This is a genomic window from Bacillus stratosphericus, assembly GCF_020524495.1.
Taxonomy (GTDB): Bacteria; Bacillota; Bacilli; order Bacillales; family Bacillaceae; genus Bacillus; species Bacillus stratosphericus_B.
On sequence record NZ_JAIVLB010000054.1, the window covers coordinates 1 to 15570 of the forward strand.

At 38.3% G+C, this 15570-nt stretch carries 23 protein-coding genes, 1 tRNA gene and 1 pseudogene; 20 read left to right on the plus strand and 5 right to left on the minus strand.

The features are described from left to right. Positions 1-76: IS3 family transposase (locus LC033_RS17425; protein ID WP_326065740.1), on the plus strand; the 76-nt coding region annotated here is incomplete at its 5' end. Between the two features lie 63 nt (positions 77-139). Here LC033_RS17425 and LC033_RS15335 read toward each other — a convergent pair. Together LC033_RS15335 and LC033_RS15340 are read right to left on the minus strand one after the other, a co-directional pair. Continuing rightward, positions 140-640, minus strand: a complete 501-nt coding sequence (locus LC033_RS15335; protein ID WP_226569903.1) for an endolytic transglycosylase MltG — start codon at positions 638-640, stop codon at positions 140-142. Continuing rightward, positions 637-984, minus strand: a complete 348-nt coding sequence (locus tag LC033_RS15340) for a hypothetical protein (RefSeq protein ID WP_226569905.1) — start codon at positions 982-984, stop codon at positions 637-639. The genes LC033_RS15335 and LC033_RS15340 overlap by 4 nt, the downstream gene beginning before the upstream one ends. A 431-nt stretch (positions 985-1415) precedes the next feature. Between LC033_RS15340 and rpmG the strand changes: the two genes are divergently transcribed. The 8 genes from rpmG to LC033_RS15380 all read left to right on the plus strand — a co-directional run bounded on the left by rpmG (position 1416) and on the right by LC033_RS15380 (position 8186). Then, positions 1416-1565, plus strand: coding sequence for a 50S ribosomal protein L33 (gene rpmG / locus LC033_RS15345; RefSeq protein WP_008360061.1), 150 nt, complete (start codon positions 1416-1418; stop codon positions 1563-1565). Positions 1566-1612: 47 nt separating this feature from the next. Then, on the plus strand, positions 1613-2173 hold the full coding sequence (locus tag LC033_RS15350) for a 5-formyltetrahydrofolate cyclo-ligase (protein ID WP_312887876.1): 561 nt from the start codon (positions 1613-1615) through the stop codon (positions 2171-2173). 156 nt (positions 2174-2329) lie between these two features. Beyond that, the gene (yqgO, locus tag LC033_RS15355) at positions 2330-2503 is read left to right on the plus strand and encodes a protein YqgO (protein WP_226569909.1); all 174 of its coding nucleotides are present in this window, start codon (positions 2330-2332) and stop codon (positions 2501-2503) included. Positions 2504-2897: 394 nt separating this feature from the next. Beyond that, on the plus strand, positions 2898-3101 hold the full coding sequence (locus tag LC033_RS15360; RefSeq protein ID WP_226569911.1) for a YqgQ family protein: 204 nt from the start codon (positions 2898-2900) through the stop codon (positions 3099-3101). Between the two features lie 14 nt (positions 3102-3115). Next, positions 3116-4084: an ROK family glucokinase gene (locus tag LC033_RS15365; protein ID WP_226569913.1), complete on the plus strand. Its 969-nt coding sequence runs from the start codon at positions 3116-3118 to the stop codon at positions 4082-4084. 196 nt (positions 4085-4280) lie between these two features. Further along, positions 4281-6200 (plus strand): LTA synthase family protein, encoded by a 1920-nt coding sequence (locus tag LC033_RS15370; protein WP_226569915.1) that lies wholly within the window; start codon positions 4281-4283, stop codon positions 6198-6200. An 84-nt stretch (positions 6201-6284) separates the two neighbouring features. After that, positions 6285-7409, plus strand: coding sequence for a M14 family metallopeptidase (locus LC033_RS15375; RefSeq protein WP_226569917.1), 1125 nt, complete (start codon positions 6285-6287; stop codon positions 7407-7409). Between the two features lie 462 nt (positions 7410-7871). Then, on the plus strand, positions 7872-8186 hold the full coding sequence (locus tag LC033_RS15380) for an MTH1187 family thiamine-binding protein (protein WP_226569920.1): 315 nt from the start codon (positions 7872-7874) through the stop codon (positions 8184-8186). 227 nt (positions 8187-8413) lie between these two features. On the opposite strand, the gene LC033_RS15385 is transcribed toward LC033_RS15380, so the two are convergent. Further along, positions 8414-8587: a DUF2759 domain-containing protein gene (locus LC033_RS15385; RefSeq protein ID WP_226569922.1), complete on the minus strand. Its 174-nt coding sequence runs from the start codon at positions 8585-8587 to the stop codon at positions 8414-8416. 157 nt (positions 8588-8744) lie between these two features. Between LC033_RS15385 and LC033_RS15390 the strand changes: the two genes are divergently transcribed. Continuing rightward, positions 8745-9383, plus strand: a complete 639-nt coding sequence (locus LC033_RS15390) for an MBL fold metallo-hydrolase (protein ID WP_226569924.1) — start codon at positions 8745-8747, stop codon at positions 9381-9383. A 48-nt stretch (positions 9384-9431) separates the two neighbouring features. Here the strand turns inward: LC033_RS15390 and LC033_RS15395 are convergent, their stop codons facing one another. Further along, positions 9432-9674: a DUF2626 domain-containing protein gene (locus LC033_RS15395; RefSeq protein WP_003217440.1), complete on the minus strand. Its 243-nt coding sequence runs from the start codon at positions 9672-9674 to the stop codon at positions 9432-9434. A 205-nt stretch (positions 9675-9879) separates the two neighbouring features. On the opposite strand from LC033_RS15395, the gene mgsR reads away from it, so the two are divergent. Then, on the plus strand, positions 9880-10260 hold the full coding sequence (mgsR, locus tag LC033_RS15400; protein WP_226569926.1) for a transcriptional regulator MgsR: 381 nt from the start codon (positions 9880-9882) through the stop codon (positions 10258-10260). A 49-nt stretch (positions 10261-10309) separates the two neighbouring features. Here the strand turns inward: mgsR and LC033_RS15405 are convergent. After that, a tRNA-Gln gene (locus LC033_RS15405) sits at positions 10310-10380 on the minus strand. Between the two features lie 117 nt (positions 10381-10497). Here LC033_RS15405 and LC033_RS15410 point away from each other — a divergent pair. The 9 genes and pseudogenes from LC033_RS15410 to LC033_RS15445 all read left to right on the plus strand — a co-directional run. Further along, positions 10498-11025: pseudogene (locus tag LC033_RS15410) on the plus strand (STAS domain-containing protein); the annotation flags it as partial. 198 nt (positions 11026-11223) lie between these two features. Then, positions 11224-12294, plus strand: coding sequence for a competence type IV pilus ATPase ComGA (gene comGA / locus LC033_RS15415; protein ID WP_226569928.1), 1071 nt, complete (start codon positions 11224-11226; stop codon positions 12292-12294). Next, positions 12275-13315 (plus strand): competence type IV pilus assembly protein ComGB, encoded by a 1041-nt coding sequence (gene comGB, locus LC033_RS15420; protein ID WP_226569930.1) that lies wholly within the window; start codon positions 12275-12277, stop codon positions 13313-13315. Before comGA ends, comGB begins: the two co-directional genes overlap by 20 nt. Positions 13316-13331: 16 nt before the next feature. Further along, positions 13332-13625, plus strand: a complete 294-nt coding sequence (gene comGC, locus LC033_RS15425) for a competence type IV pilus major pilin ComGC (protein WP_226569933.1) — start codon at positions 13332-13334, stop codon at positions 13623-13625. Then, positions 13618-14064, plus strand: a complete 447-nt coding sequence (gene comGD, locus LC033_RS15430) for a competence type IV pilus minor pilin ComGD (protein ID WP_226569934.1) — start codon at positions 13618-13620, stop codon at positions 14062-14064. The genes comGC and comGD overlap by 8 nt, the downstream gene beginning before the upstream one ends. A 19-nt stretch (positions 14065-14083) precedes the next feature. After that, the gene (locus LC033_RS16920) at positions 14084-14362 is read left to right on the plus strand and encodes a type II secretion system protein (RefSeq protein WP_264188785.1); all 279 of its coding nucleotides are present in this window, start codon (positions 14084-14086) and stop codon (positions 14360-14362) included. Then, on the plus strand, positions 14274-14801 hold the full coding sequence (gene comGF / locus LC033_RS15435) for a competence type IV pilus minor pilin ComGF (protein WP_226569936.1): 528 nt from the start codon (positions 14274-14276) through the stop codon (positions 14799-14801). Before LC033_RS16920 ends, comGF begins: the two co-directional genes overlap by 89 nt. Beyond that, positions 14798-15184 carry a competence type IV pilus minor pilin ComGG gene (locus LC033_RS15440; RefSeq protein ID WP_226569939.1) on the plus strand — a complete coding sequence of 129 codons (387 nt, stop codon included), beginning with the start codon at positions 14798-14800 and terminating at the stop codon, positions 15182-15184. The genes comGF and LC033_RS15440 overlap by 4 nt, the downstream gene beginning before the upstream one ends. A gap of 60 nt (positions 15185-15244) precedes the next feature. Next, complete coding sequence (locus tag LC033_RS15445; RefSeq protein WP_226569941.1) at positions 15245-15439, plus strand: YqzE family protein; 195 nt, start codon at positions 15245-15247, stop codon at positions 15437-15439. The last annotated feature ends 131 nt before the right edge of the window (positions 15440-15570 follow it).

The following is a 15570-nucleotide window of genomic DNA, read 5'->3' on the forward strand; positions in this document are numbered from 1 at the left end:
TTATTATAACAACATTCGTATTCAAACAAAACTAAACAACCAATCACCGATAAACTATCGGCAATTGGCTGTATAAAGGTGTTTTGATCCCTGTCTCAAAAACGGGGGTCAGTCCCGTGCCGCCAGGGGGTTTTTGTTGTTATTTTGTTAAGACTTTGACGATTTGTTTGAACGTCATACCTGTTTTTAAATTGAATTTGCCGGCACGAATTTCTTTGTGGTAGCCTGCGTCAATCACGTAATCATTAAAATCCTTAGACGAGTTAATGATTCCGTCCTTTTCAAGCATGTCTGAAACATCACTTGTGCTCATGCCATTTTTGATTACGAATTTTATAGATTTGCTCTTTGGATTTTCTGTTGTTTGTTTGTCGCTCTTAGAATCGCCGTCTTCATTTGCCTTCAGCGCTTTTTCTTTATAATCAAGAAGCTGCTGATACGTTTCACGGCTGATGGATACTTCTTTTTTAGAGTCTAAATAATTTTTCACGTCAGTGTCTGTCACTTTAGCTACGAGGGTTTCTTTTGTTGTTGTATCAGCTGCTGCTTCATCTTTTCCAGTGAGAAAAAACACGATGGCTAGAACACCAGTTGCAAGAATCATACCCGCTGCAAAGGTTTGGATGCTTTTTTTTGTCATACAAGCACCCTCTCGTTGTCTTTAATGATCATGTTGACATCTTCTACAGACACATGCTCTGCGCGTGCAATCGCCTCAGCAGACATGCCATTTTGATGTTTTGAAATGATTTGTCTCGCAATTGATGGATCAATTTCTGAATGTTTGCGGACAACGATATTTGTTTCAAGTAATTCTTCTTCAAGAACCTTCATTTTCTTTTTCAGTTTATAGATTTCTTGCATTGCAGATAGTTGAAGTGTTTCAAGTTCCTGCTCTACTTCTTTAATCGGTTCTCTTTGAAAATATGAGAATGCGATCAGTACAATACTGATAACAAGCAATCCGATAATTGCAATTTCCATGTTTCATCACCTTTTATTCATATTTTAATGCTGAAAGTCAAAAAAGACTTTCATAATTGTTTCAGACAGTTTTCGACCCTTCTTTTTTATACCATAAAAAAGCTAGTTTCAAAAGGAATTGCTGAAGAAAATCACCTTTTTTTCATCATTTTTCTTTTTACAGGTGAAATGAGTATGAAAACCTCACTCATTGTCAAAATAAAATAAGACTGTGGATAGAAGAGAGGTTCTCATGTATACAGTACGATAAAGGTTGAGTTTTTATAGGGGAGTAAGCGATTATTCATCAAATGACAGTGCAAGGAGGAGAAGGGAGATGGGAATGCTTTGAAAAATAAATTTGATGAAAAAAACATTCTAGCATTCCTAAGCTAGAAGTGGTATTATAGTTAGGTCTGAATGTGAATTGATTTTAGTTTGGAGGGAAAAACATGCGCGTAAATATTACTCTAGCTTGCACTGAATGCGGTGAGCGTAACTATATTACTAAAAAGAATAAGCGAAACAATCCAGATCGCGTTGAATTCAAAAAGTATTGCTCACGTGATAAAAAACAAACTTTACATCGTGAAACAAAGTAAGCAGCAGGGAATTTTCCTGCTGTTTTTTATGATGGGAGATGATCCGTGTGAAAAAAGAGCTGCGGCTTCAAATATTAGCAAAGCTGGATCAGATGAGCCCTGAAGAATTTGAGCGTAACACGGCTTTACTGTATGAGCATCTGTTTCAATTAACAGCATGGAAACAGGCGAAAACGATTGCGCTGACCATGTCCAGAGCAAAAGAGGTATCTACAAGACCTCTGATGAAAAAGGCGTGGCAGGAGGGGAAAACAGTGTGTGTGCCAACCTGTTTTCCTAATACGAAAGATATGACGTTTTATGAATATACGCCGCACACCAAAATGAAATCCAGCTATTTTGGACTAACAGAACCAGACCCTGAAACCTCTGCAGATGTACATAAACAGGCGATCGATTTAATGATAGTGCCAGGTGTATGCTTTGATCAAAAAGGCTACCGCATTGGATATGGGGGCGGCTATTATGACCGATACTTAGCTGACTATCACGGCGTAACGCTCGCTCTTTGCTTGTCTGTACAGCAAATAGAGCATGTGCCGGCTGAAACGCATGACATACCTGTGTCTATGATTGTGAGTGAAAAAGGTACATTCTATCTAAAGTAAAAGTCCGCTACTTTCACATGAAGAGCGGACTTTTTGTGTTGATAATGCATCACAAAAGCAAAGTAAATCTCAAGATGATCGCTTGTCGACAAAAAAGGATGTTCATGCATAAACCAATCCTATTTAAGCCACGATACAAACATAGGAGGGAATATCATGAATAAAATGATTTGGAGCATTGTGTTCACACTGTTTGCGTTTGTACTTGTGCAAAATCGTTATCGGCTCATGAATTTAATATTAGGTCAAAACCAAGTGCGTCACTTTTTAATTAAGTGGCTGGTCAAAATCCCATATTTTCGGACGAAATTTATTCGCCAAGCATTTTAATCCCGCAAAAGCCGGGATTTTTTTGTTCAGAAATGCGTATAACAACGATTCTTGTTATAATAATGTAAAAAATGGAGCGCGTATGAATGTTATAGATAGTCTTACACTTCATATTTATGCACTCTCTGAAGCGCAGCTCAAAAGTCGCTTGAAAAAGATCCAAATGAACCGAATAAACTGTATCATTTGTCATTGGTATATGCAAAAAAAAAGGGGATACAGTGAAAGCAGAAGAACGAATTGAAGACGCGTTAAAGCAAGATCCTCAAAATGATCAATTTTTAAAGCTGAAGCAATATATTGAAAACACGCAAACACGTTAAATCACTTGACTGAAAGTGTATTTATGAATACGCTTATCCTATCTGTTGATTTAAAGAAATGGTGAAAATTAATGAAAACGTTATATGATGTACAGCAACTGCTCATGAGATTTGGAAATTATGTGTATTTCGGAGATCGTGAAGTGGAATTAGAATTTATGGCGGATGAGTTGAAGGAAATGTATACATCGGGAATGATAGACCGGACCGAATGGTCTAACGCAATGACCATTCTTCAAATGGAGCTAGCCAAATTAAATCGAAAAACCATGTGAAGGTGGGAGTGTATATGACAGGGGATTTGTTTGTAGGTGTTGATCTTGGTGGTACGACAATTAAGCTTGCGTTTATTAATCTCTATGGTGAAATTCAGCATAAGTGGGAGATTCCTACGGATAAATCTGGTCAGACGATCACAGTTGATATTGCCAAATCAATTGACCATAAGCTGGCTGAGATCAGTTTGCCAAAATCGACTCTCATTGGTATAGGAATGGGGGCACCTGGACCAATCGATAAAGTATCCGGAATTGTCTATAAAACAACGAATTTGGGCTGGACAAACTATCCTTTGAAAGATCACTTAGAGGCAGAGACGGGACTTCCATCTGTCATCGAAAATGATGCAAACATGGCTGCACTCGGTGAAATGTGGAAAGGTGCAGGAGATGGTGCTAAAAATATTCTCATGGTTACACTAGGCACAGGTGTAGGGGGCGGCATCATTGTGAATGGAGAAGTCGTTCAAGGTGAAACAGGTGCTGGCGGAGAAATTGGACATGTTTGTGCAGTTCCATTTCAGGGAGCACCGTGTAACTGCGGAAGAACGGGCTGTATTGAAACCATTGCATCTGCAACCGGCATTGTTCGGCTTGCAAAGGATAAATTAGAAACAGAGCAACATACTTCTTCACTCAGCACACTCACTTCGCTGTCTGCTAAGGCTGTATTTGAGGCGGCAAATAACGAAGATGATCTTGGAATGCGTGTTGTAGAAGAAGTGACAACACATCTTGGACTTGTACTAGCGAATCTTGCCAGTGCTTTAAACCCAACAAAAATCGTCATCGGTGGCGGTGTTTCTAAAGCAGGAGAGCTTCTTCGCAGTAAAGTAGAGCGTGTGGTCAAACATCATGCATTCCCGCCTTGTGCTGAAGATGTAGAAGTTGTGATTGCATCACTTGGAAATGATGCAGGCGTCATTGGCGGTGCATGGATGGCACGCAACAAGTGGGTGTCTTCAACAAAAATGTCATAATGATGTCATTTTTATTAAAAAAGCGATATATGGGCATGAAATTGAATGTTTAGCATATTCATAAGTTTGTCATGGGGAAAAAGACATTGATTTTCCAGCACAGACAGGATAAGATATACTTTAGTTATTTTCGAAGAAGCACCAATCATTAGGGCATGTCCCTAACCTGTGTGCGTTTTAGCATAAGGAGGTTACAATGCGAAAGAAAAGATTAAAGGCGATTTCATTTTTACTGATTGCGACATTGCTAATGTGGGTCAAAACCTATGTTATCTATAAATCTAGCTTCAATATCAAAATTGAAAATTTCATGCAGGAGTTTATCCTGTTTATTAATCCGCTTAGCTTTCTCTTGTTTATCTTCGGTATCGGTTTATTTTTGAAAGAAAAAAATCGCAATCGATATATCATCGTGATGAGTTTTATCCTGACATTGATTTTGTTAGCCAACATTGTATTTTATCGATTCTATAGTGATTTTCTTACCATCCCCGTCCTATTTCAAACAAATAATATGGGTGACCTTGGGTCAAGTATTACCACTTTAATTGAACCAGTAGATTTTCTGATGTTCGTTGATATTATCATTTTAATTTGGCTATATAAAAAACAGCCATCCTTTAGAACGGATGTCATGATTTCACGAAAGGAACGAGCAGTATATTATTTATTTGTTGCAGCCATTTTCTTCTTTAACCTCGGTTTGGCTGAGACTGAAAGACCAGAATTGCTAACTCGTTCATTTGATCGTGAGATGCTAGTGAAAAATATCAGCTTATATAACTTCCATATTTATGATGGAATTTTGCAATCGAAGCAATCCGCACAACGAGCACTTGCTGACAGCAATAGCTTAACTGAAATTGAAAACTATGTAAGTGCCAATCAAACAGACCGCAATGAAAAGACGTTTGGTCAAGCAAAAGGGCGAAATGTCATTCTTGTATCCCTTGAGTCTACTCAGAGCTTTGTCATTAATGAAAAACTGAATGGGAAAGAGATTACCCCATTTTTGAACTCATTAATCAAGAAAAGTTACAATTTCAACAATTTCTATCATCAAACAGGTCAAGGCAAAACATCTGACTCAGAGTTTATTGTAGATAATTCTCTCTATCCACTTGGAAGAGGGGCTGTGTTCTTTACAAACCCAAATAATGATTATACAGCTACACCTGAGCTGTTAAAGGATGAGGGCTACCATTCTTCTATCCTTCATGCGAATAACAAAAGCTTCTGGAACCGTGATTTGATCTATGATAGCTTTGGCTACGACAAGTTCTTTGATATTAAATCATTTGATGTGAATGAAGAGAACTCAGTTGGATGGGGACTAAAAGATGGTCCGTTCTTCGAACAGTCAGCTGAATTGATGAAGTCTTTACCGCAGCCTTTCTATACGAGATTGATTACATTAACGAATCACTTTCCGTTTGATCTAGACGAAGAAGATAAGCTGATTGATGAATATGATTCGAAGAGCAAAACGTTAAATAAGTTCTTCCCTACAGTACGATATCAAGATGAGGCACTTAAGCTTTTCTTTGAAAAGATGAAGGAAACAGGTTTGTACGATAACTCCATTTTTGTTTTATATGGAGATCACTACGGAATCTCAGAAAACCACAATGAAGCAATGGGGCAATTCTTAAACAAAGAGATTACCCCATTTGAAGAAGTTCAGCTTCAAAAAGTGCCATTTTTGGTTCATATTCCAGGTATAACTGATAAGAATCCGAAAGAAATTGATACGGTTGGCGGGCAGGTGGATATTCGTCCAACATTGTTGAATCTTCTAGGGATTGATACAAGTAAGGAAATTCAATTCGGTCATGATCTTTTATCAAAAGATACGAATGACTTCACTGTTCTTCGTGATGGAAGCTTTATTACGAAGGACAGCATTTTCACAGATGGTGTTTGTTACAATAAAGCAACGGGCGAGCCAAGAGATGATAAAACCGTTTGTCAGCCTTATGAAGAAAAGGCAAAGCAAGAGCTTCAATTCTCTGATCAAATTATTTATGGGGATCTCCTTAGATTTTATGACAGGAATAGCTCGGACCATTCACCGTCGGAAAAAGAAGATGAAGTTAAGCTGAAAAAGGCATCCTAATCTATGAGAAAACCCTCCGTTATTTAAAAGCGGAGGTTTTCTTTTTTGCATATTAACTCATATAGTATGAGAGGGGGGATGTAAATGAAGACAACATCGTTTGGAAAAATTAAATGGCAGCTGAAAGATGTCAAGATAGATGATGTGGCAAAACGGCTTGGCATAGGGGACGCAGCTTTCCATTTATCCAATCAAACAAGTGCCAATCTTCTTTTTTTACCAGGATATAGACTCCCGGAAGGAACACATGCATTTCATTCTATAAGTCTTATGAAGGGATTCATTGCGCCTCATCGGTTGCAGCAATCAGATGATTGGATGAATGGACCATATGAATATGATAGTGCTGCCTTAGAGGAGGAGCTAAGACAATTGAAGGCCGTTTTTCCTTTTCTTCATATCAATGTGATTGGTCATTCAGTGCTCGATACTCCTATTTATGAAATCCGTACAGAGCCTGTTCAGTATTTACATTCTATTCATCTTAATGCCTCTTTTCATGCAAATGAATGGATCACCACATCTGTTTTATTAAAATGGCTGAAATCACTTTGTTTAGCAGCGTGTGATCCAGTGCAAGCAAGACATGATGAAGCGGTACGTATACTGCAAACCACGGCTTTATCTATTGTGCCAATGGTCAATCCAGATGGAGTGGATTTGGTTCGCAATGGTCCAGAATCACTAGGTCTAAGCGATGAAGAGTTTAGACCGCTGAATGGTGGGTTTTCTGATTATCAAGAATGGAAGGCGAATATTCGAGGTGTTGATTTAAACAATCAATTTCCTGCCTATTGGGAAATTGAATACTATCGTAATCAGCCGAAGGCTCCGTCTTATAGGGATTTTCCTGGACATCAGCCGTTAACGGAACCAGAAGCCAAAGCGATGGCAAATCTTGCGTTACGCAAGCGCTTTGACAGGCTGATCGCCCTTCATACACAAGGAGAAGAGATATACTGGGGCTTTCTCGGTCACGAACCGGTAATGTCAAAAGAAACAGTCGAACGATTAGAACGGGTGAGCGGTTACAAACCAATTCAATATCTTGATAGCTATGCAGGCTATCGTGATTGGTTTATATATCAATTTCAAAGTGAGGGCTACACAGTGGAACTTGGCCTGGGGAAGAATCCTCTTTCAATGAATCAATTTGATTCGATTTATGAAAAAACAAAACGGTTATTATGGGAAGCGTGTAAATGTTAAAAATAAATCAATTCAATCTCTTATGGTCAATAAAGGCAGCGTGGAACTGCTTGAGAATGCCCCCTTGTAAGTTATTGTGAAAGAAGTAGATGTAAAAAAAGGATATGTATTTGGGAAGATGTCGATCATTGAGTGCTCAAAGCCTGTGGAAAAGAAATTTCACTTACTTATTTGTTTCTAAAATGTGCAAAATTTCTCTTAATTGTTTCTCTTTTAACGCCATCTTGTGGCTTTTTTTAGTGCTAGGCGGGAAAGGAGCAATAGGGACACGTTTTTTATTGCGGTCAGTTTTGTCCCTCAAGCGATCGTTGAGCCGTACGTGATACAAAAAGCGAATGCAACCATCCAATCAGAAAATCATGTCATACGGCTTGTGACGGTTACTGTGGTGTGAGGATGGCTTTTTTGAATCATTTACAATGAGGAGTAAAAATGAGGTTTTGATTGAAAGGAGCAAGAAACATGGCCATTGCAGATGTCACCATCATTCCAATAGGCACAGATACACCAAGCGTGAGTGTATATGTAGCAGATGTACAAAAGATTTTAGAAGGATTTCAACAAGAAGGGAAAATCAAATATCAGTTAACGCCAATGAATACGTTAATTGAAGGTGAATTATCCGTTTTGTTCGAGGTCATTCAACGAATCCATGAAGCACCTTTTGAAAAGGGATTACACCGAGTAGCAACCAATATCCGCATAGATGACAGAAGGGATCAAACCACAACCCTGACAAGCAAATTAGAAAGTGTGAATAAACACTTAAATCAATAAAAAAAGCCTGCTATTTACAGGCTTTCAGCGTGAAGTCAAACCCTCGCATTCGTTGTCAGTTCTGCGTGCCGGTGCTCACGAATATGTCATTTGCTCCGCTCCGGTGCTCGTCCTTCCTAGACTTCAAGGGTTTTCTGTTTTCTATCACGCTGAACGGAAGACAAAGGGCTAAATAAGACGATTTTAGCCCTTTGTCAACAATTTAATGGCCCGATATATGCAGGCTTTTAATGTGCAGTTGGATAACCGCTATAGATGATGGTCATGACGGTAAACCATCCAAAAATCAAAAATGTAGCGCCAGCAAAAGCGATGGCAAGTACGTTCACTTTTTTGAGTGAGCGATAGATGCCGAGAGCAGCTAAAATCGTGACTAGACCAAAAATAATGACGAGTATCATATGAAAGTCCCCCTTTGTCATCAATCCCCTTGATTTCCTTTCTTTTCATTTTAACCGTTTTCATAAATCTTGTCGAGTAGATTCAAGTTGACGATTGTTTGAATTTTTATCGAATAGCCTTCATAATAAAAAAGAATGAATAAAGTAGGTGATGAAAATGAATTGGAGAAGAATGCCACTAGGCTATGTACAAGCGAATGCATATATTTGGACAAATAAGCAGAGGGAATGCTTAATTTTTGATCCGGGCGGTGAAGCACAAAAGCTGATTTCCTATGTGAAAGAAAAAAAGCTAACACCGCTCGCTATCTTACTGACACATGCCCATTTTGATCATATTGGTGCGGCAGATGAGGTGCGCGCAAAATGGGGATTGCCACTATATGTACATGAAGAGGAAAAAGAATGGCTTACGAATGCTGAGTTAAACGGTTCAGCTCGATTGATTAAAAATGGAATTACTGTCAAAAAAGCTGAAAAACTGATTACGTCAGAAGGAACACTCCAAATCGGATCGTTTACATTGGAAATGTTCCATACACCCGGGCATTCACCAGGCAGTGTGTCTTACTATTCGAAGCAAGAAGGATTTGTCATCTCTGGTGACACATTATTTCAAGGCGGCATTGGGAGAACAGATTTAGTGGGAGGCAGTCAGGAAGTATTGCTTCAATCGATTCATGACAAATTGTTATCATTGCCAGAATCAACCCTTGTTTTAAGTGGACATGGGGAGGAAACGACTGTTTTGACAGAGCAGGAGCAAAATCCGTTTATTAATGGATTTTCACTTTAAACACAGGCATGAAAAAAGCATCTCTATAAGAAGAGATGCTTTTTTCTATTAATGTCCGGTACCGGGAACCATGATGAAAATCGAATAATATGTAAATCCGGCAAAGAAAATTGTCAAGTACGCTCCGAAAATGTAAATATACATTCTTTCAGATAAATTCAAGTAGGATAAAAATACAAAAAGAACGGTTTGACCGAAGAACAGTAAGGATGCATCTTTCATATGTCCTAAATAGAACATGACAGCAAAAATACCCGTCCAAAAGCCAAGCACTCGGAACATGCGATTCATTTCTTTTCCTCCCCTTAAAAAACCCCTTTGATTCATATTATAGCTGATAGTCACTTGTTATGTAAACATTTACATTTTTGATATCTTGTGAACATTTATTTAGCAAGAGGAGAAAATTTGAAAATTGATAAAAAGTGTTTATGCCCAAATACATGAGGGTACTTACTTCATAAGAGGAGAGGTTAACACCTAAGGAGGAAGACTAATGAGTGACATTACTTTTTATTCATACCCAAGCTGCACGTCTTGCCGCAAAACAAAACATTGGTTAAAGGTGAACCAAATTGATTTTAAAGAGCGTCACCTTTTCAGAGAAACGCCAACGCTAGATGAATTAAAAAAGATTCTTTCCTTAACAACAGAGGGATTGGATGAAATTTTAGCAACGCGAAGCCAAGCATTTAAAAGTCTAAATTTAAATATTAATGATTTAAAAGTAAACGAAGTCCTTCGGCTTCTCATTGAAAAACCAAAGTTACTCAGGAGACCGATCATCATTGATGGGAATAAATTAGTTATTGGCTATAATCCTGGGGAACTCATAAAAATCTCAAAAAAGAAAACGATTCATCAATCAGTGTCCTAATCAAAAACGAAGATAGTTGAAACATGCTTCAGCCGTCTTCGTTTTTGAACTGGGCTAGCTGGGTTCGAACCAACGATCACGGAGTCAAAGTCCATTGCCTTACCACTTGGCTATAGCCCAATATCAAATGTGTAATGATATTGTTCACCATCTGCGGTCAAATTTATACATAAAAGTTTGTTTGTCCTTAGTTTTAAGTGAAAAAGGAGCGAAAGGAGCAAAATGAAATATAGGTATCTTTATGGACAATTTAAGGTGTTCCGCACATTTTCTGTTCGAGAATTGAGAAATTCACACAAGAAACAGAACTTGAAGTGATTCAAGATGTTTGCAGGTGGAAACAGCATTTTCACTCCACATTTGATGATATGATCGAGCGTTTATCAGAAGAATATGACCGCGTCACACTGAATCAGTTAAACGCACAAAGAGAAATGATCCAAGAACTGAGTGCACCTGTTATTCCAGTATCAAAAGAGATCGGGATTATGTAGCGGATCGGAGAAATTGATACGTACAAGGCCAAAATTATTTTGGAGCCCGTGCTAGAGCAAGCTTCAAGGCTGCGTCTGACGCATTTATTTATTGATATATCCGGCGTGCCAGTCATTGATACAATGGTATTTAGATGGAGAAGATTCTAGGAATTGAGACCATTATTTCAGGCATACTGTTGTGAAACTAGGCCTTGATTTCTCAAAAGTAAATACGGAACATAGCCTTGCAAAAGCTTTAGAAAAAAGAGGATTCCGTATCTTTGAATAGCAGCAGCAAGAAGCAACATGATGAAAAAACCTGTACTTGTAAAAGTCAAGTTTTTTGATATGATCTTTTGTTACATTCATTGAAATACATCATGTGTTGATGATTTTAACGCTTTTTCAGGCATTAAAAGCATCAAATACGCTTTTGTCAGTCAGGTTTCTCCATCTTACAATATGATCAGAGAAAGGAGTGAGCCAGTTGTATGATATTGAATATTTAGGACAAGAGCTACTAGAAGAAGCATGCCACATGAGGGCTTCTGATTTGCATATTGTCCCGAGAGAGAAGGAAGCTTTGGTTTCTTTCCGGGTAGACTCAGATTTAATTCAACAGCGAAAGATTGATAAAAAGACCGGGGAGAGGTTAATTGCTCATTTTAAATTTTTATCCTCCATGGATATCGGTGAAAAAAGGAGACCACAAAACGGGTCATTGGCTTTTATGCTAAGAACCGGCCGAGTGTTTGTGCGGATGTCTACATTACCAACTGTGAATGATGAAAGTTTGGTGATTAGGATGTTACCACAGGATCATGTGCCAAAAACAAAATATCTGTCGTTATTCCCGAAAGCTTCAGCCAGATTATTATCATTTCTCAATCATTCACACGGACTCATTTTATTTACAGGCCCAACAAATTCAGGGAAAACAACAACACTTTATTCATTGATACAGTTTGCAAAAAATCATTTTAATCGAAATATTATTACACTTGAAGACCCTGTGGAAACAAGAAATGAAGAGGTGCTACAAGTTCAAGTAAATGAAAAAGCAGGCATCACGTATGCAGCTGGTTTACGCGCCATTTTAAGACATGATCCAGATATGATTGTGCTAGGGGAAATAAGAGATGCTGAAACAGCAAAAACGGCAATTAGAGCAGCACTGACGGGCCATTTGGTCATGAGTACACTGCATGCTAAAAATGCAAAAGGTGCCCTTTACCGAATGATTGAATTTGGTGTGACGATGAATGAACTTGAACAAACAATGGTCGCAATTGCTGCACAGCGATTAATTGAACTGACGTGTCCTTTTTGCGGGGAAACATGTCAGCTTTACTGCAAATTAAATCGACCGATCAGACGAACAAATGTATTTGAATTGCTTTATGGAAAGAAGCTTGATGAGTGTATCAAGGAGGCCAAAGGAGAATACGCTCACTCGTCATATGAAACACTGCAAAGATTAATTCGTAAAGGAGTGGCACTAGGCTATTTATCGAAAAACACATATCATCGCTGGGTTTATGAAGAAGCGAACCTCTAAAGCATGGTCTCGAAAGGATCAAGCTGAATTTCTATCAAAACTTTCTCAATTGATTCAGGCTGGATATACATTGATTGATGCATTAACGATGGTGAATATCCAGTTAACGAAGAAACAACAGATGCTATTAACGCCAGGCATTCAGTTGTTGCTTGAAGGGGAGCCTTTTTATGTTGTATTGGAGAGACTCCATTTTCAGCGAGAAGTCATCGCTATTCTCTGTTTTTCAGAGAAGCATGGCAGCCTAGCACGCGCTCTTGAACAAAGCTCACGTTTTTTAGAGAAAAAAGTCCTTCAGTTAGACACGTTCAAACGCATGTTACGTTACCCGATTTTCCTCATCTTTACGGTCTTGGTTGTGCTGATACTTGTTCAGCAGATGATCATCCCTCAATTTTCTCTATTGTACTCATCGATGGATTCCCGCATGTCATGGCTGATCCAAGGGATGTTTGGACTCTTTCAATTTCTATATGCTTTCCTGCTCATCATAGCCTGTATGTGTATCTGTCTGACTGGATATTATTATGTCTTTTTTAAGAAAAAATCGACCCTTGAGAAACTGAGAGTCATAAGCAGGCTGCCGATGTTATATAAAGGGATGCAACTGATGCATACTTATCTTTTTTCTCTTCAGCTAAGCGGACTTCTACAAGCTGGATTATCAATTTACGAAAGTTTGCAAGCTTTTAAACAGCAAAGCTATTTACCCTTTCTTCAAGAAATATCTGAACAGATGATTAGAGATTTAAGAAATGGAGAAACCATGGAACATCAAGTAAGCGGGTCTCCTTTTTTTGAAAGACATTTTGCAGCTGTGATCAAGCATGGGGAAGCAAGCGGGATGCTTGCAAGAGAAATGTACACGTATAGTCAATTTTTATTAGAGAATGCAGAGTTAAAAATTGAGAAATGGGTTTCATGGCTGCAGCCAGCCATATATGGTTTGACAGCTTTCCTCATACTAATTGTGTATCTATCTATTCTTTTACCAATGTATCAACTAATGGAACAAGTGTGAGAAGGAGGACAGATGTATGAATGATAAAGGATTTACGCTGTTAGAAATGTTAATTGTCATGCTCGTGATTTCAATTCTTTTATTGATTACCATTCCAAATATCACACGCCACCACCAAAGCATTCAAGCAAAGGGTTGTGAAGGGCTGAAATCAATGGTAAGTACACAGGTGATGGCATATGAATTAGAGCATGACGGAAAGACGCCATCATTAGCTGAATTAGAAAAAGAAGGCTATGTGAAAAAGGGGTTAACTTGTCCTAATGGAAAAGCCATTGTCATTCAAAATGGCGATGTGAAGAATGAATAAATTGATGACACATGAGAAGGGATTTACGCTCATTGAGCAGCTTATGATCTTACTTGTTTTATCTATCCTTTTATCGATTGTAGGAGAAAAAGTTCCAAACATTTTAGAAAGTGCTGAAGCAAAAAAACAAGTGAACATCATCAAACAGGATCTACAATTTGCTTCTTATACGGCCTTTATAAAAAAAACCCGAGTGAAGGTTGAGATTCATCCGCAACATGTATCCTATGAAGTAATCGATCAAAATGGTGATAAGGTGATTGCTTCTAATCAGCACACAAAAGGCTTCATCAAGCATTCTACATTTTCACAGGGTATCCATTTTAATGTAAACGGACATCCAAGCAGTGGTGGGTCTCTTATTATTCAATTTGGTAGTCAAACATATAAACTCACGATCTATTTAGGGAGCGGTCGGATCAATGTTCAGAAACAGTAGAGGGTTTAGTACGATTGAGATGCTTTTTGCAAGCCATATCTTCCTATTTGCAGCTCTTGTGCTCATGCCAACCTATGAAAAACTAATTATAGGGAAAAAAGAATTAAGAGCAAAACTTGAAGCTTACCAAGTTTTACATGAACATATGAACGAAGCTTTCATAGAAGGTAAAAAGCAAACCGTCAATAAGAAACGAGGCGAGGTCACATATGAACTCAATTGGAGTCAACAGAAGGGATGTGTATCATACAAAGTACAAAAAAAGCAGACCATTTGCTTCCATTATTTTAAGCGATGAACAGGGTTTTACACTTGTTCAAGCGCTGTGGCAAATGCAGCTATATCTCATCCTTTGTTTTGGCTGTGTGCTGATCTTTTCTGTTGCTGAGAAAGCTCATCCATTTGAAGAAATCAACCAATTTTCACATATGGAATGGAAGCAAACGGTATTGCAATTAGAGGAAGAATTAAATCGTGCAGTGGCTGTTGGAGCTGTGAAAAAAGGAAAAGCGTTAGAGTATATCTCCGATCAAGGACGAGTGGTAACAATTGAGCCATATCAAGAGATACTGCGGAAACGAATGGATCAGGCAGGGCATCTTCCTTTATTGCAAAAGGTAAAACAATTTCGTGTAAGAACGGCTCAGCAAACAACAATACTCGAAGTCACAGATGTATCTGGTAAGGTGTATGAAGCCGTTTTTTTTACCTATAAAGGAGTGGTTCCTAAAACGTGAAAAGTGAAAAAGGATTTATCTATCCGCACGTACTTGCTACAATTCTATTATTTCTGTTGATCCTAGGGTCAATGTCGATCGGGCTTCAAAAAGAATTAAAAAGTACAGAGCTTACGATTTCTTTTTATAAAAAACAGCAGTTGTTTAGAATTGGTGTAAGTGAAGCTGCAAGCAAATTAAATCGTATTTGTGATCAGCAGAAAAAAGCCCATGTTGACACCGAAGAGGGCCGTGTGACACTGAAACAGATCGGTTGCGATCAAAAGAAAAAGCTTGTCTGCATTTTAATCAAGGTGAAAACAAAGGATGGTTTAGCTGATGAGCGGGAACTGGTGATGGATTGGAAGACAGGTGAAATCATCAAATGGACATTTCCCGAGTAGCCAGTGTATAAAATCATGCTCTTCTTGGTAACACTTTAAGCAAGAAGAGGTGAGTGTTCATTGAAAACAAATGACTATGTAAAATATATGACACAGGAAATCATTAAATATATGAATACACCACGTGACGAACGGAAAGAGCATAAACAAGAAAAAATGATGACAAAATTGCCATTTTCACAGCGTTTATTTGGTGTTCTACCGTTTGGTTTTTTAATGATGCTAAAAAAACGTCATCGACATCGACAAAAGTAAAAAGCCGCCAGCTGATATTATCCCCTCTAAGTAGACAGTGTAAAAAGCCCAAGAACATATCTTGGCTGTTACACTATACTTGGAGGGGATTTTTTATGGCTAGAAAGGGACAACAATTTCAACACTATTCT